The organism is Parafrankia colletiae (assembly GCF_001854655.1).
In the GTDB taxonomy this organism is placed as follows: Bacteria; Actinomycetota; Actinomycetes; order Frankiales; family Frankiaceae; genus Parafrankia; species Parafrankia colletiae.
Genome location: NZ_MBLM01000139.1, coordinates 49749 through 73458, shown reverse-complemented (window position 1 = coordinate 73458; position 23710 = coordinate 49749). Strand labels below are relative to the sequence as shown.

The following is a 23710-nucleotide window of genomic DNA, read 5'->3' as shown; positions in this document are numbered from 1 at the left end:
GCGCCGCGATCCTGTCGTACAACCCCTCCGACGCCTACGTCCGCACCGTCCTGACCTGGCTGGGCGGCTACCGCCAGGGCGGCGCCACCCCCCAGGCAGGCACCGGAGCCGGCACCGGTACGACCAGCCAGGACGCCGACGACCCGCTCACCATCGTTCCGCTGACCCCGACGGGGCAGACTCCCGGAACGGGCGAGCCGGGCGCGACACCGGTACCGGCACCGGGGGCGGCACCGTCGTTGGCACCGGTCCCGGAGCTGACGCCCGACCCGGACGGGTGCGACCCGCTGCGCCCCGCCGACCTCGGGGTCGTCCTCACCGATCTCGACCCGGCCGCCCCCGGCGCCGAGGCACTCGACCTGACCACCTCGCGCCTGCCCTGGCGTGCCACCACCGTCACCGTCGAGGCGACCGCGGCCACCACCGGGAACCAGAAGATCACGACAAGCTGGACGACGCTGCAGGCCGGGGACGGCACCGCGGTACCCGCGCTGCTCGCCCGGATCCCGGGCGCCAGCCTCGCCGCCGCGACGCTGCCCGAGGACGCCGTCCTCGTGACGCTGACGATCAGCCCGGCGGACTCGCACTGCCCGGCTCAGCTGCGGGTCCGGATCAGCAACGTGCCATCCCGCGCCTTCGCCGCCACGCCGACCGACCTGACACCGATCTCGCCGGTGCCGCTCACGCCGGCGCCGACGACCCCGGCCGGCACGCCACCGCCCAGCACGACGCCACCGGGTACAACGCCACCGAGTACAACGCCACCGGCCACCACCCCGCCCGCCACGGTCCCGCCCAGGACGACCCCGCCCACGACGCCGACCACCACCCCGCCGCCGGCCACCACGCCGCCGGGGTCGCCGACCACCCCCAGCACGGCACCGTCAAGCCAGCCGCCGGCCAGCACGGCGCCGCCACACACCACTCCCGCCGCCAGCTCGACCCAGACCAGCAGCCCGACCAGCAGCGCATCCGCTTCCAGCACCAGTACCCCGGCCGGCGCGACACCGTCCGGCACGTCGACCGCGACACCCACGCCGGCCGGCGGCGCCTGACCGAACGCCTGACCCGAGCGCCTCCGGATCGAGGTACCGAAACCCACCCACAAGGGGCGAGGCGGAGGCCACACTGTGATCGTGGCGACGACTGCCCACCAGGCCCTCGGCACAGTGGCGGTGCGGGCCTTCGCCGCGCTCCGGATCCTGCATGTCGCCTATCTCGTGGGCTACGTGGTCGTCTGGCGTTCCTGGTACACCACCCATCCGGCCGGCCTCGCCCCAGCGGTCGCGATGGCGGTCTGGGGTGTGGTCTTCGCCCTGGTCGTTCTCGCCCTCGGGCGGCTGCCCCGGCTGCTGGTGGCCGGCAACGTGCTGCTCGCCGCCGCGGTCGGCGCGGGAGCGGCGCTGTGTCTGCCGGCGCAGTCGGCCGGAGGCACCGGTACCTGGGTGTTCTCGGCTTCCACCCACGCCGCGGTGGTCGCGGCCTGGGCATACCGCCGCCGCGCGTTCACCGGGGTGGTCGTGCTGCTGGTCACCGCGTTCCTCACCGGCGGGGCCGCCGCCCAGGTGACACTGGACAACCAGGCCACCGGGTCCAACCAGACCCCGCTGGTGCGGGCTCTGATCTCCGCCGTGCTGCTGGTGGGCATCGCCACCCTCTTCCGGGTCGCGATCGTGCGGCTGGGCATGATCGCGTCCGACGCCGACACGAGGCTCGGCACGGCCGCGGCCGAGCGGCAGGCGGCGGACGTCACGGCGGCCCGCCGGCGGGACCGGCGCGAGCGGGAACGGATGCTGCACGACACCGTCCTGAACACGCTCACCGGCATCGCCTGGGGTGGCGGCGCCCGGGACCGTCCCGGAACCGTGCTCACCGCCGAGCAGTGCCGCTACGCGATCGACGCCGTCCGCACCATGCTCGACGGCACTGCCGCCGCCACCCGTGACCTGACCGGGCCGATGCTCCGTGTGGTCGCCGTCGCGCGGTCTCGCGGCCTGCGGGTGGACGTCCCGCCGCTGCCCGCGACGGACCTGCCGGCGGAGGTCGTCCGCGCGCTGGCCGGGGCGGCGCAGGAGCTGCTCGCCAATGTCCGCCGGCATGCCGGGACGGACCAGGCCACGCTCGCCGTCACCGTGGGTCCCGGTCCCGGTCCCGGTCGCGGGGTGCGAGTCGTCGTCGCGGACGAGGGCCGGGGGTTCCTCGCTCAGGATGTTCCCGCGGATCGGCTGGGCCTGGCCCGGTCGGTCCATGCCCGGCTGGCCGAGGTCGGCGGGCAGGCCGCCATCCGTTCGGAGCCCGGTCGGGGCACCACTGCCGAGCTGACCTGGACCTCCGCCGGGGCCGGCCTGACCGCGTCCGCCGGGGGTGCCGAGCCGCCCGTACCGCCGGCGAGGGCGGAGCCCGCCGGGCAGGTCGGGCCGGGCGCAGGCGCGGAACCGGTCGGGCGGGCGGCACCATCACCCGGCTGGGTGCCTTCCGGTACCTCCGCCGCCGAGCTGCGGGACTCCTATGCGGCGGGGCTGCGCCGCACGGTCGCCGTCGCGGCGGCGATCTGGTTCGGCTGCACCGCCGTCGTGCTGGTCGCGACCCTGCCGAGTTCCCGGTCGGTGGTCCTCTCCGTGAGCTGCTGGTGCGGGATGGCCCTGCTCGTCGCCGTCGCGGCCGGGATGTCGCGCCGCCGCCCGCTGCGCCGCCACGAGGCCCTCGTCGTCGTCGCGCTGGGCCTGGTGATCACCGTTGTGGTCGGGCTCGGCACCGTGCCGACCTGGCACGGGACGTCCACGGGCGGCCCGCCCAGCCGAATCAACACCTGGCCCGTGCTCGTGCTGCCGGTGCTGCTGGCGCTCGTCGCGGTGTCGCGCCTGTTCGTCGCCTGGCTGGTGGCGATCACCGCCACGATCGCCGTGCTCGGCGTGCTCGTGCTTACCGGAGCGGACGCCGGCGGCGGGCCCGCCACTGCCGCCGGTTCCGGTGGTACCGGTCCGCTGGCCCTCGCCCAGCTCCTGGCTGCGACGAACGGCCAGGTCGCGTTGCAGATCATGGTGGCGATGGGCGGGCCGGTGCTGCGGCGCACGGCCGACCAGGTGGCCCGGGCCCTCGAGGAAGAGACCGCCCGTGCCGCACTGGAGCAGTCCGAACGGGCGGTGCGGGCCGACCGGGAACGCGGTCTCGCCACGATCCAGCAGGAGGTGCTGCCGATGCTGGAGGCGGTCGCCGACGGTCTGCTCGACCCGCGGGACCAGGCAGTGCGGGACCGCTGTGCCCGGCACGCCGCAGCGATCCGCCGGACGCTCGTCTCGGGCGCCGCGGGCGCGCTGGGCGAGCTCGCGCCCGCTGTCGTCGGCGCGCGGGCACACGGGCTGGAGGTGGAGGTCCGGGTCGTCGGCGAGCCGCGGCACATCCCGCCGGCGGTCTGCGAACGGCTGGCCGAGGTGCTGCCCGGAATGCTGTGGGACGCCTCCGCCGCGGGGGCGGGCGGGGCGGTGCTGACCCTGATCGGCGAACCGGCCGGCGGGCAGCTGTTCCTCACCTACCGGACAGCGGCCCGCCCGGCCGGCCCCGCGCCGGCGGACGCGGAGATCCTCACGATCAGCACGGACGTCGAGGACAACCAGGCGTGTGTCGAGATCGCCTGGTCCGCGGTCGACCAGCACACCGGACCGCCCTGACGCGCCCCGACCCGACCCGACCGATTCGACCCGATTTCCGCATGATCCCGCGCGGACGGGGCCTGTCCCGGGGACGGCCCGAACTGCGGACCGGCCCCGGTCAGGCGGGCGTCAGGTGAGGGTCAGGTGGCGGGGTCAGACGCCGATCAGGCGCGGTCGGAGCTGAAGCGGACGGCCCCGGCCTGCAGGACCGCGCCCGGGAACACCCGGGCACCGGCACGCAGCTCGTTGCCCGGCTCGATCACAGCCCCATCCCCGATGACGACGTTCTCCAGGACGACACCGTTGCCGATCACCGCGTCGCGCCCGACGACGCTGTCGCGGATGTAGGCGCCGGCGCCGACAGACGCCCGGTCGAACAGGACCGAACCATCGATGCGGGCGCCGGTGCCGACCGTGGCGCCCGCACCGATCGTGGAGCCACCGCCGATCTTCGCGTCGGTGGCGATCGTGGAGCCGGGCAGCACCAACCGGTCACCGACCGATCCGGGCAGCGCCGAGGATGTCATCCGCCCGGTGACCAGGTCCCGCGAGCCGCGGACGAACGCCGCCGGCGTCCCCAGGTCGAGCCAGTAGGTGTCGTCCGGGTAACCGACGACGGGCACCCCGGAGGAGAGCAGAGAGGGGAAGGTCTCCCGTTCGACCGACACGGGGCGGCCGGCGGGAATGGAATCGATGACGGACCGGCTGAACACGTAGCAGCCGGCGTTGATGAGGTTGGTGGGCGGGTCGGGGGTCTTCTCCAGGAAGGCGGTCACCCGGCCGTCGCCGTCCGTCGGGACGACGCCGAACGCCCGGGGGTCGTCCACCCGCGTCAGATGCAGCGTGACGGCTGCTCCGGAGCTGGTGTGCCGGTCGACGAGGGCACGGATGTCGAGGCCGGAGAGGATGTCGCCGTTGAAGATGACCACGGGTTCGTCGGTGCCGGCGTGCAGGCGCTCCGCGACGTTGCGGATGGCCCCGCCAGTGCCCAGCGGTTCGGTTTCGGTGACGTATTCGAGTTCCAGGCCGTGGCGGGAGCCGTCGCCGAAGTACTCCTCGAAGACCTCCGCCCGGTAGGAGGTGGCGAGTACCACCCGAGTAATTCCCGCATCGCGGGCACGGGCGAGCATGTGGGCCGTCACCGGCACGCCGGCGACCGGCAACATCGGCTTCGGCGCCGACATCGTCAACGGGCGGAGACGGGTTCCCTGCCCGCCGACCAGCATCACTGCGTCCATGATTCGTCAGTGTCGCAGAGCAGGTGAGGCCAGTTGCGCACACCTGTCCGGGAAGTCGTGCCCCTCAACAAGAGGCCACAAGCCGCACACGCACGACTTATAAACCGTTCACTTTTGGTGACGGATCTCCGATATTTGGGTGAGCGGCCGGGCGGGGGATGCCCTCACCGCCCGGTGCCGTCCCCGACCGCTCCGACGATGCGGTTGATGTCGTGCGTGTTCAGTGCCGGCGGCTCGCCGAGGTGAGCAGTTCAGCGGACCGGGTGGCCTTCGCTCCGGCGCTGTCCCGGGCGAAGGCGAGTGCCAGCAGCAGCCGTGCGCCGAGGCCGACCGCCAGCGCGGCCCGCAGCGGCAGGTAACCGGGGCCGGGGTACTGGCGGCTCAGGTAACGGATCATGCTTCGGTGGTGGGCGACGACCATCCGGCGCGACGACCGCTTGGTCGAGTGCCCGCCCAGGTGCTCGACCACGGCCGACGGGACGTAGACCAGCTGGCGGCCGGTCAGCCCGATGCGCCGGCCCAGGTCGACGTCCTCCATGAACATGAAGTACGACTCGTCGAAGCCGCCGACGGACTCGAACACGTCGCGGCGCAGCAGCTGGCAGGAACCGGAGAGCCAGCCGGCGGTCATCTCCCGGGGCGCGCCGCGCTCGCGGCGGTACGACGCCGTCCAGGGGTTGGTCGGCCAGCACCAGCCGAACAGCGCGTGGCCGATGCCGCGCCCCAGCGACGGCAGGTCACGGGCGGACGGGTAGAGCGCCCCGTCCGGATTGGTGATGCCGGGGCCGAAGGCGCCACCGCCCGGCCAGCGGTCCGCAGCCGCGATCAGCTCGTCCAGGCTCCCGGGCGACAGGGCGATGTCGGCGTTGGCGACGAGCAGCCACGGGGCCGAGGCGCCGGCCGCGCCGCGGTTGGCACCGGCGCCGTACCCGAGGTTGCGGCCCGGGCACAGCAGGGTGACCTCCGGGCGCTCACCCGCGGCGCGGGTGCCGACATCCACCTGCGGCGAGTTGTCGACCACCACGACCTCGTAGGGGCGGGTGGTCGACTTCGCCAACGTGTCCAGGAAGGTCCCAATGACCTCTCCGGACCGGAAGGTGACGACGACGACCCGGATCTCCGGCTTCTCCACCGGAAGACCGTAGCGCGCCTCAGGCGTCGGCCACCGCACGGGCATAGCTGGCCAGGTGAGCCTCGGCCGAAGCGGCCCAGGTGAACTCGTGGGAGCGGGCCAGGCCGGCCGAGGCCAGCTGCGCGCGGCGCTCCGCGTCGTCCAGCAGGGCACCCATCTCGCGGGCGATGGCGTCGCAGTCCGGCTGGGTGTAGGCGACCGCGTCGCCACCCACCTCCGGCAGCGACAGCCGCGGCGTGGTCAGAACCGGGGCGCCGCAGGCCATCGCCTCCAGCACCGGCAGGCCGAAGCCCTCACCGTGCGAGGGGTAGGCCACCAGCTCGGAGCCGCCCAGGTAGCCGGGCAGGTCGGAGAAGCGCAGGTAACCCGGCCGGATCACTCGCAGGTGGCTCGGCACCGAGGCCACGGCCGCGTCGACGTCGTCGTCCCAGCCGGAGCCGCCCGCGAGCACGAGGGCCGGCGGCTCGTCCCGCCAGTRCACCGCCTCAGCCCAGCCACGGATGAGGTTCGGGACGTTCTTCCGCGGCTCCAGCATGCCCAGGAAGGCCACATAGCGGGTGTTGCCGAGACCGAGCCGCAGCCGCACCCGCCGCCGGTCCTCCTCCGTCGGAGGATGGAACGTACTGGTGTCGACGCCGTGATAGGCGACGTCGGTGGTGGTCGGGTCGCCTTCCAGGACGCGGACGAGTTCGTCACGGGTCGCCTTGGACGGGACGATGATGCGGTTCGCCCGGCGCACCGCCGTACGCATCGCCGACCGGAAGAAGGTTCCCTTCACCGCCGTGTGCATCTCCGGCTCGGTGAAGAACGTGACGTCATGGATTGTCACGCATACCGGCCGTTGCGCCCGCAGCGGCATCGTGTAGTGCGGCGAGTGGATGACCTCGGCATTCACCTGCTCCGCCACCAGCGGAAGCCCGGTCTGTTCCCACGCCAGCCGCGCCGGCCGGTGCGCGATGGCCGCCGGGCCCGACAGGACGGTCGCCTGCGGCGCCATCCGACTGTAGCGTTCCTCGTCCGATCGCTGACATACCAGCGCCATGTCGGCGCCGGCCGCGCCGAGGGCGGCGACGAGCCCGTCGACATACCGCCCGACGCCACCGCGGTCAGCCGGGACCGAAGTCGCATCAACGAGCACCCGGGGTCCCACGGCGCTCCTTCCGAGACGTGCCGCCTGATTCAGTGTGGCCGCTTGCTTCTCAACCGGGGGCAACACTACGCCCGCCCGTCGTCCGCGACGGACACGGCAGGGGAGCCGCTGATTCGACGGTAGAGCTCCCAGCACGATCGCGCCGCCCCATTCCAGGTATATCCCGCCGCACGGACCGGGCCTGAACGCGACAAACGACTGTGTAGCCGGGGATTCTGGACGATACGCGCCAGCGCCTCGGCAAAGCCGGCCGGATCACCGATCCGGGCCACCAGTGCGGCATCCCCGGCAACCTCGACCAGAGCCGGCGTGTCCGACACGACCACGGGCACCCCATGTGCCATGGCCTCGATGACCGGCAGCCCGAATCCCTCCGAGCGACTCGGCGCGAGCAGCACGGTCGCCCGGGAGAGCACGACTGCGAGATCTTCATCACTGATCCGCCCGAGACCACGGAACCGTCCGGACGCAGCAAGATCGGCGAAACCACCCGCGCCCGCGGCCGCCGCGCCGAGATCACCCCAGCCGGCCGCACCGACGTGCACCAGTGGAAGGTCGGGCGCCGACGGGTGCTGGATCGCCGCCAGCGCGGTGTCGAGGCCCTTACGGGGCTCCATGGTCGCCAGCGTGAGCAGGTAGCCCCGTTCGGGCAGGCCCAGGCGGGCGGCCCTGCGTTCGGCGTCCGCCGGCACCCGCAGCACCGCCTCGGCGACCCCCTCCCCGATCACGTGCAGCCGCTCCGGGTCGATCGGCAGGTGCCGGCGGGCCTGGGCCGCGACAGCGTTCGTCGGGACGATCACCGCGTCCGCGTGCCGGGCGGCGCGCTCCCCCATCGCACGGTRCCAGCGCACGCCGTGCGGGGTCAGGGTCTCCGGGTGGGTCCAGGGCACCGCGTCGTGCAGCGTGACCACCAGGCGCCGCCGGCCCCGGCCCCGCCCGGCACCCGGCACCCGGTGCGGCAGGCCCCGGCGGGCCAGGAGGTGGTGCGGGGGCACGAGGAGCGTCGGGGCGTGGATGACATCCACCCCGGTCGGGACGGGGCCCACATCGCGCGCCCAGGCCGCGGCGAGCGCCCGGCGCGGCAGGCCCAGGCGCAGCGGCCCGAGGACACCCGCCACGGCGGCCGCGGCGGGGTCGCGCCGCCACGCGCACCACCCGACGACGCCGTCTCCCGGCCGCGCGGCCCGGGCCAGGGCGGCGGCGAGCTCGGCGGAGTACCGGCCGGTACCTCCCGGCACCGGCGCAAGCAGCTGTTCGACCAGGAATCCGATCCGCACGCGGGCCAGTGTCCCGTGCCCGGCCGGTCTGGCCGCCGCCACCCCGCGCGACCGGCCCGGGACGCCCCGGCGGCGCGGCGCTTCTGGCCGCGCGGCGCTACCGGTCGCGGGGCGCTTCTGGCCGCGGGGCGCTACCGGTCGCGGGGCGCTACTGGTCCCGGCGGCTGGTGACGACGCCTGCCACGACCATGACAACGCAGCAGCCGATGCCCACCACGTAGCCCCAGCCGCGGTGGCCGAACTGGTCGAAGGCCGCGCCGAGCCCGAAGACGATCAGCGCGAACAGCAGGACCGTGAGGAACGCGGCCAGTACCTTCTGCGCGGGCGGCGCGCTCACGGCTGCCGCCGCCGGGCGTGAGTCAGCACCACGCTGCCCGTGGTGTCGGGTGTCCGGCGGTCGGACAGCGCGACCAGCGGGGAGAGCGCCGCGGCCGCGTTCCAGCCGACCCGGCCGCCCTTGGCCGACAGGCCGAGGTAGAGCCGCTCCGCCCGCTCGGACCGGAACATGTACGTCTGGCGGACGACCTCCAGCCCGGCCGTGTCCAGCAGCTTCACCAGCCGCTCCCCCGGATACGTGTGCTGGACGTGGTACTTCTCCCGGTGCCGGGCGAACAGGTCGGGCCAGCGCTCGGCCCGGGTCAGCGCGTCGGCGGACATCACCAGGTCGCCGCCGGGGCGCAGCACCCGCGCCATCTCGGCCAGTGCGGCCGGGCCGTCGTCGAAGTGCTCGATCGCACAGACGGACATGACCACGTCGAACGTGGCGGGCGCGAACGGCAGGCGCAGCGCGTCGCCCTCGACCAGCCCGGGGCGGTGCTTCAGGCGGCTGCCGAAAGCCAGCTTGTGCCGGGCCAGGTCCAGGCTCACCGCCCGGGCGCCCCGGCGGATCGCCTGGCCGGCCCAGTAGCCGTCGCCGCCCGCGACGTCGAGCATCGTCCGGCCGTTCAGGTCGCCCGCCCAGGACAACAGCGTCCCGACCTCGCGGCGGCGCATGACATGCACCTGGTGGCCGGCGTAGGCAAGGGCATCGTCACGTAGGGGACTCATAGCGCACAGTTTGCCGTCAGGACGTCGCCAGCACGGCGTCGAGGTAGCGCTCCCAGGCGACGTCGGTGTCAGGCGGGCTCACCTTCGCCCGCAGCGCGGCGAGGACGCCGGGCTCGTACAGCCGCCGCAGCGCCGCGGCGAGCGCGGCCGGGTCGTCCGGCGGGACGAGCAGACCGTCGACGCCGTCCCGGACCGAGGTGGCCAGCGTCCCGACGCTCGTCGCGACGACGGGCCGGCCGTGCATGTGCGCGAGGTCGACGTTCTGCGAGGCCGTGCCGGCCCGGTAGGGCAGCACCAGCGCGTCGGCGGCGGCGAACAGCCCCGGGACGTCCTCGGCCGGCACGTAGCCGGGACGCAGCTCGACCCGCTCCGCCAGGCCCAGCTCCGCCACCAGGTCGCGGGTCGCTTCCACGCCGCCCCAGAACTCCCCCGCCACGGTCAGCCCGACCTCCGCCGGCCCCTGCGCAAGCGCACGCAGCAGCACGTCGAGGCCCTTGTACGGCCGGACCAGTCCGAAGAAGAGCAGCCGGTGGGCCGGGTTCGCCTCGCCGTGGGAGGCATCAGCCGACACGTCGGCCGGGAGGCCCGCGGAGGCGTCGGCGCTGCCGGCGGCAGACGGGCGCCACAGGTGCGGGGCCATCTCCGCGACCCGCACGGGGGCGCTGGCAAGCCGGCCGGCGAGCTCCGACTGGGCCTCGGTGTGCACCAGGACGGCGGAGCAGCGGCGCAGCACGGCGGAGATCAGCGGCTCGTCGACCGACCGGCGCTCGTGCGGCAGCACGTTGTGGCACAGCGCGAGCACTGCGGGACCCCCGCGCAGCCCGGCCAGGATCCCGAGGTAGGCGGGTGCCTGGATCGGGGTGACGACCACCAGCACGACCAGATCCACCGCCGGGCCGCGGCCGCGGCCGCGGCCGGGACCGCGCCGCCGCAGCCGGCGGCCCAGGCGGAACCAGCTGTCGGGCCGGCGCCAGGACAGCGGGTAGGCGGTGGCGGCGAACGGCGTCCCCTCCGGGGTGTCGACGCGCTGCTGCCCCGGGTAGAGCCGCGCCGGGTACTGGTGGGACCAGGACTCGATCCGCACGTCGTGCCCGCGCGCCGTCAGGCGGTGCGCCAGTTCGGTGGTGTGCTGGGCGATCCCGCCCTTGTACGGGCGCGTCGGCCCGATGATCGCGATGCGCATGGCCGGTTCAGGTGTCGCTGCGTGACCGGGCAACCAGATCGCCGATCAAGGCTAGGACCACGATCTGGAAACCGACCAGAATCGCGAGCAGCGTCGACGTGGTGACCCGGAAGTCGTAGCGGATGACGTCCGCGATCAGCTTCACGAATCCGAGCGCCATGATCCACAGCGCGACCGGCATCAGGACCTTGAGTGGGTCGAAGTACATGACCATCCGCAGCACCTGCAGGATGTACCGGCGCGCGTCGCGGAACGGGTGGAACTTCGACGTGCCGGACCGCTTGGCGTAGTCGATCGGCAGGTAGTCCACCGGGTGCTGATTGGACAGGAACGCCATGGTGATCGTCGTGACGCAGGAGAACCCGGGCGGAAGCAGCCTCAGGTAGGGCAGCGAGACGTCCCGCCGGAAGGCACGCAGGCCGGAGTTGAGATCAGGAATCTTCGTCCCGGAAAGCCGCTGGGCGATCATCCGGATGAGCCACTTCGCGGGCACCCGCGCCCATTTGTGCGTGCCCTCCTCGGAGGTCCGGGCGCCGACGACCTGATCGACGTCGAGATTGTCGTCCAGGTACCGGACGAACTCCGGAATCCGCTCGTTCGGGTACGTCATGTCCGCGTCGGTCCAGACGACGATCTTTCCGCGCGCCTCCTGGGTACCGATACGGCGCGCGGTGCCCGACCCGCCGTTACGGCGGAACGGCATCAGCCGCATGTGCGGGAACTTCCCGGCGACATCACGCAGCACCGCGAGCGTGTTGTCGGTCGACTTGTCGTCGATCACGAGAAGCTCATAGCTGTAGCCGCTGGCATCCATCGCCGCGCTGATGCGCTCAAGCTCCAGGACGACATGATCCTGCTCGTTGTAGCAGGGGAGCACCACCGTCACGTAGGGCGGTGCCTCGACCTCCAGGCTGGCCTGGTGATCGGCTGGAAGGATGGCACTGACACTCACGTCGCTGTTGCTCCCGGTAGTCGTCGCGCGCCCGCGTTCCGTCCCCGGCAGCTCGCAGGCAGTCCGCTCACCAGGGTGACACGGCCCGGGACGGGGGCCGAACTCCGGTCACCGCCGGGACGGGCCTACTGTTACGGCCTGTGGGGACGTTCAGAGGTGATCTACGCGAGTATGTGCGTCATGTGCGGGCCCTGCGGGCGGCACAGGAGACCTCGGCGCGCTCGTTCGTGGCCGGGTTGAGGTACCCGCTCGCCCACCGGCAGCCGATCTGGACCGGTTCGCGGACGGTGATCGAAGGCCGTGAGCGGATCGAGTTCGCCGACGGCGCCGCGCTGCGGATCGGGCTCGCATCGTTCGGGCTGACGTCGAAGCACGACGTCTCGATAGTGCGGGTCCATCCCGAGGGTCGGATCCGCTGCGAGGGGGTCGTCTCGCTGCAGCGCGGGATTCGGGTCGTGGTCGACTCGGGCGTGCTCGAACTCGGCCCCTTCGCGAACATCAACGGATTCGCGAAGATCCTGGTACGCGAGCGCGTCTCGATCGGCGCCTACTGCAATGTCTCCTGGGACACGCAGCTCCTCGACAACGATTTCCACCCGATGGTCGTCGACGGGGTGGAACAGCCCATGAGCGGGCCGATCGTCCTCGAGGACCGGGCCTGGATCGGCGCCGGCGCGATCGTTCTCAAGGGCGTCACGGTCGGTGAGAGCGCCGTGGTCGCCGCCGGCTCGGTCGTGACCCGGGACGTCCCCGCGAAGGCGATCGTCGCCGGATCGCCGGCGAAGGTCGTCGGGCACATCGACTACTGGCGCTGAGGCCGTGTCCCTCGTCGGCGGCGCACGGTCCCTCGACGGCGGGATGCGCCTGCGCCCGCTGCGGCTGCTGCGGTCCGTCCCACTGCCGATCTGGCTGATCACCGCGCTGTTCGGCGCGCTGCTCGCCAGCTGGTCGGTGCTGGTTCCGCAGTACCACGCGCCCGACGAACCGAACCAGGTCGACGCGGTGATGCGCCTGGTCCAGGGCGCCGGGTGGCCGCATCCGGGGCACGCCTTCGTCCGCCCGGACGGGGTCGGCGCGATCGCGGCGTCGCCGTACGGCTCGGCGGCGGTCCCCTACGAGCTGGATTTCGCCCCGATCGACGAGGCCGGCGCCACCGCCCGCGACGACCGGCCGACCTGGGACGAACTGGGTGACACCCGGCAGGCGAACGGCGAGGTGCAGCCGCCCGGCGACATCCAGCAGCTCGTCCAGCACCCGCCGCTCTACTACCTGGTCGGCGCCGCGGCGCTGTGGGCGCTGCCCGGCGACGGGGACGGCCTGCGCTGGGACGTCACCATCGGCACACTGCGCCTGCTGAGCGCACTGATGGTGATGTGGCTCCCGCTCCTCGCCTGGGCGGGGGCGCATCGCCTCAGCGGCGGGAACCGCATCGCGGCCACCTGCGCGGCGCTGCTGCCRCTCGCCGTCCCCCAGCTCAGCCACATCGGGTCCAGTGTCAACAACGACAACCTGCTCGTCCTCACCGCGGGGCTGGCGACGGTGACGATCATCTACGTGCTGCGCGGGGACACCTCGCCGCGCACCGCCGCCCTGGCCGGGTTGTTCATCGGGCTCGCGCTGCTGTCGAAGTCGCTGGGGATCGTGCTGGTCCCGATGGCCGTTCTGGCCTACCTGGTCGCCTGGCGGCGTGCCCGCCAGGACGCGGCGGCGGGCGGCCGGAGCGTGGCGACCGGCGCCGACCGGGACGCCCCGTTCCTGCTCTCCGACACCGGGCTGCTGACCGTGCCGGCGGACGCCACCCGCTTCCCGTGGCGGCAGCTGCTCCTCGGGGGCACGGTCATGGTCGCGGCCGGGGGCTGGTGGTGGATCGTCAACATCGTCCGCTACCGCACCTTCCAGCCCGAGACGCCCGGCTTCCCCCTCGGTGACGACCTCGACGGCGACTGGGCCAGCTACCTCGACGTCCTGGTCAACGGAGCGGCGCGGCGCTGGTGGGGCTCCTTCGGCTGGTTCGAGACGAACCTGCCGATGGAGGTCGTCGGGGCCGCGAGCGTCGTGGTGATCGTGCTGTTCGCGCTGGCTCTCGTCCGCGGCCGCGACGGCCGGGCCAGGGTGAACCTCCTCTTCCTGCTCTGGCCCACTCTCGGCCTGTTCGGGCTGATGACGCTGCAGGCCACCATGGCCTTCACCGACCACGGCCATGTGAGCGGAATTTCGGGACGTTATCTGTACGGCGGCATGACGGCGCTGGCGATCGGGGTCGGGCTGGGCGCGTCGACCTTCGGCCGGAATGTCGCCCGGGTCTTCCCCGTCCTGTTCCTGGTCGCCGCTGCCGCGATTCAGTGGTGGTCCGTCCGGAGTGTTCTCCGGCATTTCTGGAAACCCGTCGGTGGGAACCTCTCCGATGCCTGGGAGGCGATGACGGCCTGGTCGCCCTGGCCGCCGTCCGCCATGGTCGCGACCATGTGGACCGGCGCGGGGCTGGCCGTCGCGGTGCTGGTGGCCTGTGTGTGGATCGCGGTGCTCGGCGACGGGCAGGACCGCCCCGGCCCCACCACGTTCCGGGATCCCTCCGGCTGGCCGCCGGGCCCGGACATCTGGGTCCCCGGGCGCCTCACCGTCGAGGACCCGGCCGAGCAGCACATCTCCCGGCCCGCGCGCGAAGCCCACCCCGAGACAGCTCCCGAAACGGTTCTCGAAACGGCTCCCAAGGTGCATCGTGGAGCTACGGAACCGGCACCGGCAGAACGGTCGGGAACGGACTCGGTACCGAGCGGCTCGACCGCACCGGAATCCGCGCCGTCACGGTCCGCTCCTGACGAGCACGGGTCTTCCAGCCCGTTCCGGTCAGGGCCACCGGGTGCCAACTCGGCACCCTCCACGGCAAAGGGGAGGCCACCGAGCACCACCAGCCCGGTGCCCTCACACTGAAAGCAGGCCGTGGACCGCTCACGTAGGCTCCCGGTATACATCATCTCGGTTCGGGGGAAGCCGTGCGCCGAAAGCGGGACTGGGAAACCACACCGCCTGCGGACTCGACCGGGCCCTCGTTGACCGCCGCAGCACGGATGACAACGCCGCTCGGCCCCGGTGACCCGGGCCGACTCGGCCACTACACGCTGATCGGCCGCCTCGGCGAGGGCGGCATGGGCACCGTCTACCTGGGCCSCGACCCCGACGACCGGCTCGTCGCCGTCAAGGTGATCCGGGCCGATCTGGCCCGCATGCCCGAGTTCCGGGCCCGCTTCCACCGCGAGGCGGACATCGCCCGGCGGGTCGCGCGCTTCTRCACGGCCGAGGTCCTCGACGTCGTCGACCCGCCCGACGGGCAGCCGTACCTGGTCACCGAGTACGTCGACGGGCTCACCCTGGCGCAGGCGGTGAACGTCGAGGGCCCGCTGCGCTCGGCCGACCTGGAGCGGGTGGCGGTCAGCGTCGCCGCGGCGCTCACCGCGATCCACGGCGCCGGGCTCGTCCACCGGGATCTCAAGCCGTCCAACGTCCTGCTCTCCACCCTCGGGCCCCGGGTGATCGATTTCGGTATCGCCCGCGCCCTGGACGCCCAGACCATGCTCAGCCAGGAGATCCAGCGCATCGGCACGCCGGCGTTCATGGCCCCCGAGCAGGCCAACGGCGAGCCGGTGACCGCCGCGGCCGACATCTTCGCCTGGGGCGGGCTGGTCACCTACGCCGGCACCGGCTCGTTCCCGTTCGGCGACGGGCCGACCCCGGTGCAGCTCTACCGGGTCGTCCACCGCGAGCCACTGCTGGACGGGCTCAACCCGACGCTGCGGCCCATCGTCGAGCAGGCGATGCGCAAGGACCCCGCCGATCGCCCGACCGCGCAGGAGCTGTTCCTGCGCCTGGTCAGTACCGGCCCGGCGACCCATCCCGATCCCGCGGTCTCCGCGGTGATCCGGACGAGTAGCCCGCCAGCCGCCGCCGGTGGGGCAGGTACCCCCGGAACCGCTTCGGCTGCCGGCGGCGGAACGGCTGCCGCCGACGATGCGGCGGGCACGACAAACCGCCCGCCCGGCACACCGGGCAGCCAGCCAGGCGGCGTCGCCGTCCCACCTCACACCGACAGTCCACCTCACACCGAAGGCCCGTCCCGCGCCGGTGACGGCTCGAGCGGCGCGTTCAGTGGCCCGCCCGGTGCCACTGCCGATCTGCCGGGATCAGTCGGGATGCCGGGCGGACCGGCCRCTACCGGTACCCCGTCGGCACGCTCGCTCGCCGACGTGCCGGCGCAGCCCGCTCCAGAGCACGACCTCGCCACCGGTCCCCGGCACCCGGCCGGCACCGGGAGCGGGAGCGGGAGTCATGGTGACGCGGGCCACGGTGGCACGGGTGTCACCCGGTTCCTCACGCCGACGGCGCGTCGCCGGATCGCGCTGTTCGCCGCGCCGGTGCTCGCGCTGCTGCTGATCGCCGCCCTCGTCCCGCTGGCCTTCACCGGTGGCGGAAGCGACGAGAACACACGAGAGGAGGTGGCTCGTCGTGTCGTGTCCATGGCCGAGGCGATCCGCGACTCGGACTCCGAACGCGCCGCGCGCCTGAGTCTCGCGGCGTTCCGGATCAGCCCCGCGCTGGAGGCCCGCGCGAGCCTGYGGACGTCCTTCTCGCCCGCCACCGCGAGCGTGCTGAGCGGGCACAGTTCCTCCGTCCTCGGCCTGGGAGTCAGYCCGGACGGGCGCACCGTCGCCACCGGTGCTGCCGACAACCTGGTGCAGCTGTGGGACGTCACCGATCGCGCGCGCCCCGAGAAGCTCTCCACCATCACCGCGCACACCGGCTGGGTGCTCGACGCGACGTTCAGCCCGGACGGAAAGCTGCTCGCGACCGCCAGCTACGACCGCACCGTGCGCCTGTGGGACATCAGCGACCTGGCCCGGCCACAGCAGCTCTCAGTCCTGCTGGGTCACAACGGCTATGTCCTCGACGCCGAGTTCTCCCCCGATGGGGGGATGCTGGCCACCTCGGGTTACGACAACACCGCCCGGCTGTGGGATGTCAGCGATCCGGCCGAGCCGAGCGAGCTCGCCGTCCTCGACCGGCACACCAGCTGGGTCAACGAGGTGGCGTTCAGCCCGGACGGGAAGCTGCTGGCCACCGCCAGCGCCGACCGCACCGCCCGGCTCTGGGACATCACCAGCCCGCGCCGGCCGCGTCCGCTGGCCGCCATCACCGCCCACACGGACTACGTCTGGGCGGTGGCCTTCAGCCCGGACGGGCGGCAGCTGGCCACCGGCGCCTACGACGGGCTGGTCAAGCTCTGGGACGTGACCGACCCGGCCAGGCCCCGCGCGACCGCGTCGGTCCCCGCCGACGAGAAATGGATCTTCGATCTCGCCTACAGCCCGGACGGCCGCACCCTGGCCACCGCCGGCTGGGACACCACCACCCATCTGTGGGACCTGACCACTCCGGGCCAGGCGACGTCTGCCGGGCGGATCTCCGGCCACGGCGACTGGGTCCAGGGCGTCGAGTTCACACCGGACAGCGCGTCCCTTGTGACCATCAGCGACGACTACTCGGCCCGCATCTCCCGCATCGACGACGCCGGCCTCGTCGCCCGCGCCTGCGCCGACCCGGTCAACCAGATCACCCAGGCCGAATGGCAACGCGACATCGTCGACGTCCCCTACCAACCTGTCTGCTGATCGGCGTGGGCCCGCCCACGGGACACAGACAGGCACACGCCTAGATCAACAACTCCGGTGCTGCCGGAGAACGCCGAGCTACCCTGAGAAGGGCCGTCCGGCGCGCGAGGTGCAGATGGGCGAGGGGTGACCAGGCGATGAGCATTGCCATCGACCACGTCGGGCCGTGGACCGTCGCCGACGTCCTCGCTCTGCCCGAGGAGCGGACCACCCGCTTCGAGCTCCTGGGGGAATCCCTCGTGATGTCTCCCGCGCCAGGCCTGCGTCATCAGCGTGCCTCGCTCCGGCTGGCCATGATCCTGCACGCGGCTGCCCGCGCCGCCGACGCGCCGGTCGAGGTCCTGGAGGCCGTCAACGTCATCCTGCCTTCCGGTCTGGTGGTGCCTGACCTGGTGGTGCTCGACGCCGCCGCGGCCACGGAGGATGCCGTCAGCGTCGACGCCGAGGCCGTCCAGCTCGCGATCGAGCTGGTCTCGCCCGGGAGCCGCACCGTCGACCGGAAGTTCAAGCCGATGCTCTATGCCGAGGCCGCCATCCCGCGGTTCTGGCGCGTCGAGCTCGCCCCGGCGCCGGCTCTCGTCGCCTACGAGCTCGACAGTGGTCGGTACGTCGAGCGGATCACGGCCCTCGCCGGCGCGACCGCCCACCTGAACGCCCCGTTCTCGGTCGACATCGATCCGGCCGACCTCGCCCGGCCTTAGCCGGTAACCGCACGGTCTCATACGCTCGGGGGCGTGATCGAGATCGGGAACCGGTGCCGGCGGCAGCCGCCCCCGCCCCGCGTCGTGTTCGAGGCGCTGGCCGAGCCCGGCCGGGACCCGTACCGCCCCTGGCTGGTGCTCCTGGGCGACGAACAGCGCCCGCGCATCCTCACGTCCACGCCGCCCACCGAACTGACCTGGTCCTCGCTGTGGCGCCGACGTCCGGACGCAGTGGTCCGCTTCCAGCTGGAACGCAGCGCCGACGGGGGCACCGACCTGTGCTGGATCCTCCACGTCGAGGAGCCCGTTCCGGACGAAAGTCTCGTCGGCCACATGCGCAGGCGTCTCAACCAGCTCATCAACGCGAACCTGCGTTACACGTTCGGCCAGTAGACGCCACGACAACCCACACACCCGCGCTGCGCGGGGACCGGAGCGGCTTCAGTTCGGGCGCTCGAGAGCCAGGCGCGGACGGCGACACGTCCGGGAGTTTCCTCGACGTCGAAACCGGCGAGCACCTCGTCCCGGTAGCTGCTCACCGTGAACGACAGCTCGTGGCCATCGAGCGTGACCGAGCAGGAACGGACCGTGGACTGCCAGCGGTGCCGGACCGGGTGGATCGGACTGTCGGCGCGGGACCACCAGGTGTCCATCTCCATGTTCGGGAGCACGCGAACGTCGAGGCGCCTGCCCGCACCACTCGTATCCGGCGCGGTGCCGTGACCGGAGTCCGTGTCCATGGCCTCGCTCTCGTCCAGGCCTCGCTCTCGTTCAGATCTCGCGCCCGGCGGTGGTGTCGGCCATCAGCTCCCTGGAGTCCGGCGTCCCGGGTCGCTGCCGGTGGACTTTCCGTTGAATCCGCCGGGTGCGCGGTGCTCGACGAAGCGGGACAGGCCTGCGCCCAGGCGGACGACCGCGGCGCTGCCGGGCCGGCCGCCGCCAGCCGGAGCCGCGGGGTCACGGGTGGCGGGGTCATCGCCGAGGCGTGAACGCAGGGCGGCGCGGGCGATGCGGGCGGCGGTGACGATCTTTCGTTCGTCCGGGGAGGCGGGTGCCCAGGGTGGCCGGGGTTGCCGGCGCGCCGCCGCGAGCTCCTGTTCGAGCTCGCCGATCCGGTTCAGCCGCTGCAGGTCACGGGCGGCGAGCTCGCTGCGCTCGGCGTCCAGGCGGGCCCATTCCCGCTGGCGGCCGCGGGCCGCGGCGACCGCGTCGTCCTGCAGTGCCAGGACGCGCAGGTAGAGGTCGATCCGGTTGCGTTCCATCCGGGAGAGCAGGGTGTTGGACACCCACGGGGCGAGCAGGTCCGCGACGCGGCGGGCCCAGGGGGCACGCCGGTCGAGCAGCACGCCGAGGCCGAAGACCGGCGCCACGGTGATGAAGCGCAGGTCGGGATGGTCCGCCGCGAAGTCCTCGACGGCCGTCCGCACGCCGTTACGGGGCCCGCCTTCGGTGAGCGCCCAGGAGAAGGCGCCCATCCCGCGGAAGCCGCGGCCGGGGATCGCGTCGGCCTTGTCGATCTCCACGCCGACGTCCCACGAGTTCGGCTGGCGGTCGGCTTCGGGGATGCGGTCCGGAGAGTAGTACTGGTCCCGGCGGCCGGCGGGCCAGCCGACGTCGTGCAGGATCACCAGCGGGAAGTAGGCGCGGTCGAAGTCGCGGACGGCGGCGCCGATGGCCTCGAGCTCACCGTGGACGGTGGCGTAGTTGTGGTCACCGTCGATCAGGTAGGCGTCGGTCGGCGCGTGGCCGTCGAGCGCTTCCGGGCTGTAGCCGCGGATCACCTCGACGTCGAGGCCGCCGCCGGAGGTGGGTGCGACCCCCGGCTCGGGGTCGATGACGACGAGACGCCCACCGCCGCCGCGGCGCAGCAGGTTGACCAGCAGCGAGGTCGTCGCGCCGCTCTCCGAGCCGACCTCGGCGACGCTGCGCGCGCCAGACGCCTCGAGCAGCGGGATCCAGATCTCCCGCAGGTCGGTCAGCGAATGCAGCAGGAGCGGCGCGAGTGTCCGTTCCGTGATCTCACCGGGCTCGGCCGCGTGGTCACCACCGTCGTACGCATCAACGGCGATCTCGGCGAGGCTCCCGTGCACCTTGCTGGACGTCTCGGCGTCCGGCCCGGTCGGGTCGGCGAGGGTGGGGGTCGGGGTGCCGGCCGCATGGATGTCACCGCCGCGGTCGACAGGTCCACCCCTGCGGTCGGAACGGTCGCCGCGCCGGTTGGCGGGTTCCCGCTCTGCCGCGGCCGCCTCGAAGGCGCGGGCAGGTATGACCGGGTCCTGTAGCGGGTCGAAGGTCGCCGAGGTCCCGGGGGTGACCGGGTACCCGGACGGCGACTGCGGAGCCGGCGGCTCCGGGGTCCAGGGCGACTCCGGCGGAGCGAGCCGGCCCGGCGGTGCGGGTGACGCAGGAGGGGCGAGCCGGCCCGGCACCGCAGGGGTTGCCAGCGGTCCTGTTGGCGGTCCTGGCGGAGTTGGCGGGCCTGGCGGAGTTGGCGGGCCTGGCGGAGTTGGCGGGCCTGGCGGAGCGGGTGGTGCCGACGGGGCGAGCCGGCCGGGCGCTGCGGGAGAGACGGGCTGCGTGGTCTCCGCGGACCGGCGGGCGGAGCGCGGAGTGAACAGGGACGGCGGCGGCGGAGAGACCGACGGGAGCGAACCGGCGCGGATGGCATCGGACGGCGGCTGGCCCGGGCCCGCCTCGCCCGACTGCGCCGGGTCGGAGCGGGCCGGGTCGGAGCGGGCCGGTTCCGACAGGTTCTGGGTCGGACGGAACCACCGGCCGGCCGGCCCGTCGGCGTCACCGGATTCGGGGCCGCCGGGAAGGCGGCCGTCAGGGCTGCGGTAGCCGGGATCGCGATCGCCCGGACCAGCGTCGTCGGGGCTGCGGTCGTTCGGGTGGTGGTCGTTCGGGTCGTCGGCCTCGGCCGTCATCGAAGCCCTCCCAGCTCACGACGGATCTTCCGGGCGGCTCGGGTGGGGAGAGCGGTGCGGGCGACGTCGCCGGTGCGCACCTGGAGCGGGTCGGCCCGGATCCCCAGCCAGCCGAACGCCATCTCGACCTCGATCGCGTACGTCCCGCCGAGCTGCGGCTGCGTCGCGAAGTCGATCGAGTAGATGATCTGCGGATCGTCACCGACGATCTCCATCAGGTTCGCCTGCAGCGGCCGCAGGCCGAGCAGCGCGAGCTGCTGGCCGGCGAGATCGTCCAGCGAGGTGATGGTGACCTTGTACGGCTCGGGCGCGTTGTGCAGGTGGAAGGAGAGGGTCAGCCAGTCGATGCGGAGCAGGCCGCGCCGGCCGGCCGGGTCGATCCGCACCCGGCGGGTGCCGACGCCCTCGACCCGCAGCCGCACGATCGACCCGCCGTCGCGCCCGGAGCGGGTGACCACGGACTTCTTGGGCCCGTTCACGAAGTCCGAGCCGGTGTCGACGTACACCTCGACGGGGCCGGCGGCGGCTTCCGGGGAGACCTCCTCGGTGGGCACTCCGGCCGCGGCCGCCAGCCCGCTGATCACTGCCAGCGAGCGGTTCGCGACACCGGCGACACCGGCAGGCCAGTACAGCTCCTGCATCGTGATCTTCTCGAGGTCCGCCGGGGTCAGGTAGGGCATGCGGCGGACGAGCTCGGGGGGCAGCAGGCCCTCGGTGGAGTCGGAGCCGAAGTTGTCGTCGTGAGCCCACGCGCCGAACGCCGAGGCCTCGGCGGCGGTGGGCCGGGCGACGAAGCGGGTGAGCATCCGCAGCGCGGCGTGGCGGGCGCCGGGCTCGGACAGCGACGGCATCGTCGTCTCCGAGCGCCGGTAGCGCAGCCATTCGCGCTGGAAGGCGAGGATGCCGTCCTGGACGGCCACCCGCTGGGCGACCTGGGTACGCGAGGTGCGGTCGATGCTGAGCACCGGGCGGCCGTCGTCGTCGAAGGAGACCAGCGAGCCGATGTCCGGCATACAGAGCTGTTCGAGCACTTCGGGGCTGCGCATGAGCTGGTTCGCCATCAGCTCGGGCTGCCCGCCGGAGGCGGCATACCCCTCGATCTGCAGGCCGGCGAGGCGGTGCGTGCCGGCGGCGGCGTTCGTCGCCAGGTAGAGGCCGATCACCTCGAAGTCACGCCCGGTGGAGGCGAGCAGCCGGGCGAGCAGGGCCTGGATGGTGCCGCCCCAGCCGAGGTCGGCGAGGACGATACGGCCGGACTCGGGCAGCTGCGTGTCGAGGTACTCGACGTACCGGTCACGCAGCCGGCCCGCGGTCAGGACGATCTCGCTGCGGATCCGCTCGTCGGAGCAGAGCGCCTCGAGGGTGTCGTCGAGCAGGCCGGGGACGTCGAGCCGCCGGTCGGCCAGCGAGGAGATGCCGGCGACGCCGTCGATGGCCACCCCGAGCTGGCGCAGCAGCTGCCCGACGCTCGGCGCGTGCCGGCGGACGAGGAACCCGCGCAGCTCCTCGGGGGTGCCCTCGAACACGTTCGCCAGCGCGCACACCTGGCGGGACGCCCAGAGGGTCGAGGTGGTGACCCCGCTGTCGACGCCCGGCTCGGCGATCAGCCGGGAGAGGAACTCGCCCTCGCGCATCAGGCAGTAGACGTGGTCGGCGCCGTGGTCCCTGGTGCGTTCCACCGCCCAGTCGCCGAAGCCGGTGAAGACCGGGCCGAACACGGTCGCCCCGGACTCCCAGTAGCGGCGCAGCCCGGGCGGGACGGCGGCGGCGTCCGCCCGGTGCAGCACGCGGGCCCGCAGCGCGGTCATGCCGTAGTCGCCGTTCCCCGAGTCGAGCGGGGTGTCGTCACCGGGGCCGGTGAGCAGGCCCTCCAGCGAGATCGTGGACTTCAGCGACCCGGAGTACTTCGGGTAGTGGATGGCGACCAGCCCGTGCTCGCGGGCRCTCTCGACGTCGGCGACCGGGTGGTCGCCGAGGTGCACGACCCGGGACGGCTGCAGGTTCGAGGCGGCCAGCATGTGCCGGAACAGCCCGTCGCTCTTGCTGATCCCCGCGTCGGAGGAGGTGAAGATCTGGGTGAACGGCACCCCGGCCAGCTCCGGGCGGCTGAGCAGGCGCTCCAGCTGGGCCGCCGAGAAGTAGGTGTCGGAGAGCAGGTAGACCGGCAGGCCGAGCTTGGTCATGGCCAGCTCGGCGAGCTCGACGACCGCGAGGTCGGCCCGGCACAGGTCGCGCTCGACGGCGAGCTCGATGTCCATCAGGTCGCCGAGGCTGCCGGCGCCCGGCAGCGCCGGCACCAGGACCTGCCAGATCTCGTCCAGCCGCACCTCGTAGGTGCCCCGGACCTCGTGGGAGTGGTCGCGGGCCTTGTGCTCCGCGTAGATCCGTAGTCGGGYGAACTCCCCGGGGGTGACGCCGGACGGCAGCTGGCCGACCTCGGCCAACCGGTGCCCCAGGGTGATGAACGCATGCACCGGTTCGGGAACCATGCGCCACAACAGGGTGTCGAACACATCGAGAGTCAGGGCCTGGGCACCGCCCGACTCCAGATGCGACCAGACCTCGCGAAGCCGGACGTCGGTGAACACTGCCCGCCCCTCCCCCGGACGACCGATCCCCGGTCGCCCATTCTGGGCCGGCCAGGCACCCCGTCGGCGTGAGGCCACCAGCTGTCGATGGCGGTTCACCCGTGGAGCGGCTGCCGGCCGGAGCCAGATAGACGGCTCGATACTATGAACCACCGCCGGAGTAGCAGTCACCGGACTGGGGGCACCGTCGTCGGGTGGCTTC

17 protein-coding genes and 1 pseudogene are annotated in these 23710 nt (G+C 73.1%); 7 read left to right on the top strand and 11 right to left on the bottom strand.

Annotated elements, in window-relative coordinates; translation table 11 throughout:
* Window positions 1-1055, top strand: a pseudogene (locus CC117_RS37550) (hypothetical protein); the annotation flags it as partial.
* Window positions 1056-1130: 75 nt separating this feature from the next.
* Window positions 1131-3668, top strand: a complete 2538-nt coding sequence (locus CC117_RS24210; RefSeq protein WP_071087958.1) for a sensor histidine kinase — start codon at window positions 1131-1133, stop codon at window positions 3666-3668.
* A gap of 146 nt (window positions 3669-3814) precedes the next feature.
* On the opposite strand, the gene manB is transcribed toward CC117_RS24210, so the two are convergent.
* The 8 genes from manB to CC117_RS24170 form a co-directional block, all read right to left on the bottom strand.
* On the bottom strand, window positions 3815-4888 hold the full coding sequence (gene manB, locus CC117_RS24205; protein ID WP_071087956.1) for a mannose-1-phosphate guanylyltransferase: 1074 nt from the start codon (window positions 4886-4888) through the stop codon (window positions 3815-3817).
* Window positions 4889-5108: 220 nt separating this feature from the next.
* The gene (locus tag CC117_RS24200) at window positions 5109-6065 is read right to left on the bottom strand and encodes a glycosyltransferase family 2 protein (protein ID WP_198541965.1); all 957 of its coding nucleotides are present in this window, start codon (window positions 6063-6065) and stop codon (window positions 5109-5111) included.
* On the bottom strand, window positions 6040-7170 hold the full coding sequence (locus CC117_RS24195; RefSeq protein ID WP_071087954.1) for a glycosyltransferase family 4 protein: 1131 nt from the start codon (window positions 7168-7170) through the stop codon (window positions 6040-6042). Before CC117_RS24195 ends, CC117_RS24200 begins: the two co-directional genes overlap by 26 nt.
* Window positions 7171-7235: 65 nt before the next feature.
* Window positions 7236-8447, bottom strand: a complete 1212-nt coding sequence (locus CC117_RS24190; RefSeq protein WP_071087985.1) for a glycosyltransferase family 4 protein — start codon at window positions 8445-8447, stop codon at window positions 7236-7238.
* A gap of 148 nt (window positions 8448-8595) precedes the next feature.
* On the bottom strand, window positions 8596-8784 hold the full coding sequence (locus CC117_RS24185) for a hypothetical protein (protein ID WP_071087952.1): 189 nt from the start codon (window positions 8782-8784) through the stop codon (window positions 8596-8598).
* A complete protein-coding gene (locus CC117_RS24180; RefSeq protein ID WP_071087950.1) occupies window positions 8781-9494 on the bottom strand; it encodes a class I SAM-dependent methyltransferase in 714 nt (237 codons plus the stop codon). The genes CC117_RS24185 and CC117_RS24180 overlap by 4 nt, the downstream gene beginning before the upstream one ends.
* Before the next feature lie 16 nt (window positions 9495-9510).
* On the bottom strand, window positions 9511-10677 hold the full coding sequence (locus CC117_RS24175; RefSeq protein ID WP_071087947.1) for a glycosyltransferase: 1167 nt from the start codon (window positions 10675-10677) through the stop codon (window positions 9511-9513).
* A 7-nt stretch (window positions 10678-10684) separates the two neighbouring features.
* Window positions 10685-11629: a glycosyltransferase family 2 protein gene (locus CC117_RS24170; RefSeq protein ID WP_071087945.1), complete on the bottom strand. Its 945-nt coding sequence runs from the start codon at window positions 11627-11629 to the stop codon at window positions 10685-10687.
* A 140-nt stretch (window positions 11630-11769) separates the two neighbouring features.
* Here CC117_RS24170 and CC117_RS24165 point away from each other — a divergent pair, with 140 nt between their 5' ends.
* The 5 genes from CC117_RS24165 (at window position 11770) to CC117_RS24145 (ending at window position 18386) form a co-directional block, all read left to right on the top strand.
* Window positions 11770-12444 (top strand): acyltransferase, encoded by a 675-nt coding sequence (locus CC117_RS24165; RefSeq protein ID WP_241830372.1) that lies wholly within the window; start codon window positions 11770-11772, stop codon window positions 12442-12444.
* Window positions 12445-12448: 4 nt separating this feature from the next.
* Window positions 12449-14560 (top strand): DUF2142 domain-containing protein, encoded by a 2112-nt coding sequence (locus CC117_RS24160; RefSeq protein ID WP_241830371.1) that lies wholly within the window; start codon window positions 12449-12451, stop codon window positions 14558-14560.
* A 137-nt stretch (window positions 14561-14697) separates the two neighbouring features.
* Window positions 14698-17292 (top strand): WD40 repeat domain-containing serine/threonine protein kinase, encoded by a 2595-nt coding sequence (locus CC117_RS24155; protein ID WP_116287883.1) that lies wholly within the window; start codon window positions 14698-14700, stop codon window positions 17290-17292.
* Between the two features lie 137 nt (window positions 17293-17429).
* Window positions 17430-17993, top strand: a complete 564-nt coding sequence (locus CC117_RS24150) for a Uma2 family endonuclease (protein ID WP_071087937.1) — start codon at window positions 17430-17432, stop codon at window positions 17991-17993.
* 33 nt (window positions 17994-18026) lie between these two features.
* Complete coding sequence (locus CC117_RS24145; protein ID WP_071087935.1) at window positions 18027-18386, top strand: hypothetical protein; 360 nt, start codon at window positions 18027-18029, stop codon at window positions 18384-18386.
* On the opposite strand, the gene CC117_RS24140 is transcribed toward CC117_RS24145, so the two are convergent.
* From CC117_RS24140 to CC117_RS24130, 3 genes are all read right to left on the bottom strand, one after another.
* Window positions 18368-18733: a hypothetical protein gene (locus tag CC117_RS24140; RefSeq protein WP_071087933.1), complete on the bottom strand. Its 366-nt coding sequence runs from the start codon at window positions 18731-18733 to the stop codon at window positions 18368-18370. The genes CC117_RS24145 and CC117_RS24140 overlap by 19 nt on opposite strands.
* Window positions 18734-18796: 63 nt before the next feature.
* Complete coding sequence (locus CC117_RS24135; protein WP_071087931.1) at window positions 18797-20920, bottom strand: class I SAM-dependent methyltransferase; 2124 nt, start codon at window positions 20918-20920, stop codon at window positions 18797-18799.
* Window positions 20917-23508: an HAD family hydrolase gene (locus CC117_RS24130; protein WP_071087930.1), complete on the bottom strand. Its 2592-nt coding sequence runs from the start codon at window positions 23506-23508 to the stop codon at window positions 20917-20919. Before CC117_RS24130 ends, CC117_RS24135 begins: the two co-directional genes overlap by 4 nt.
* Between the last annotated feature and the right edge of the window lie 202 nt (window positions 23509-23710).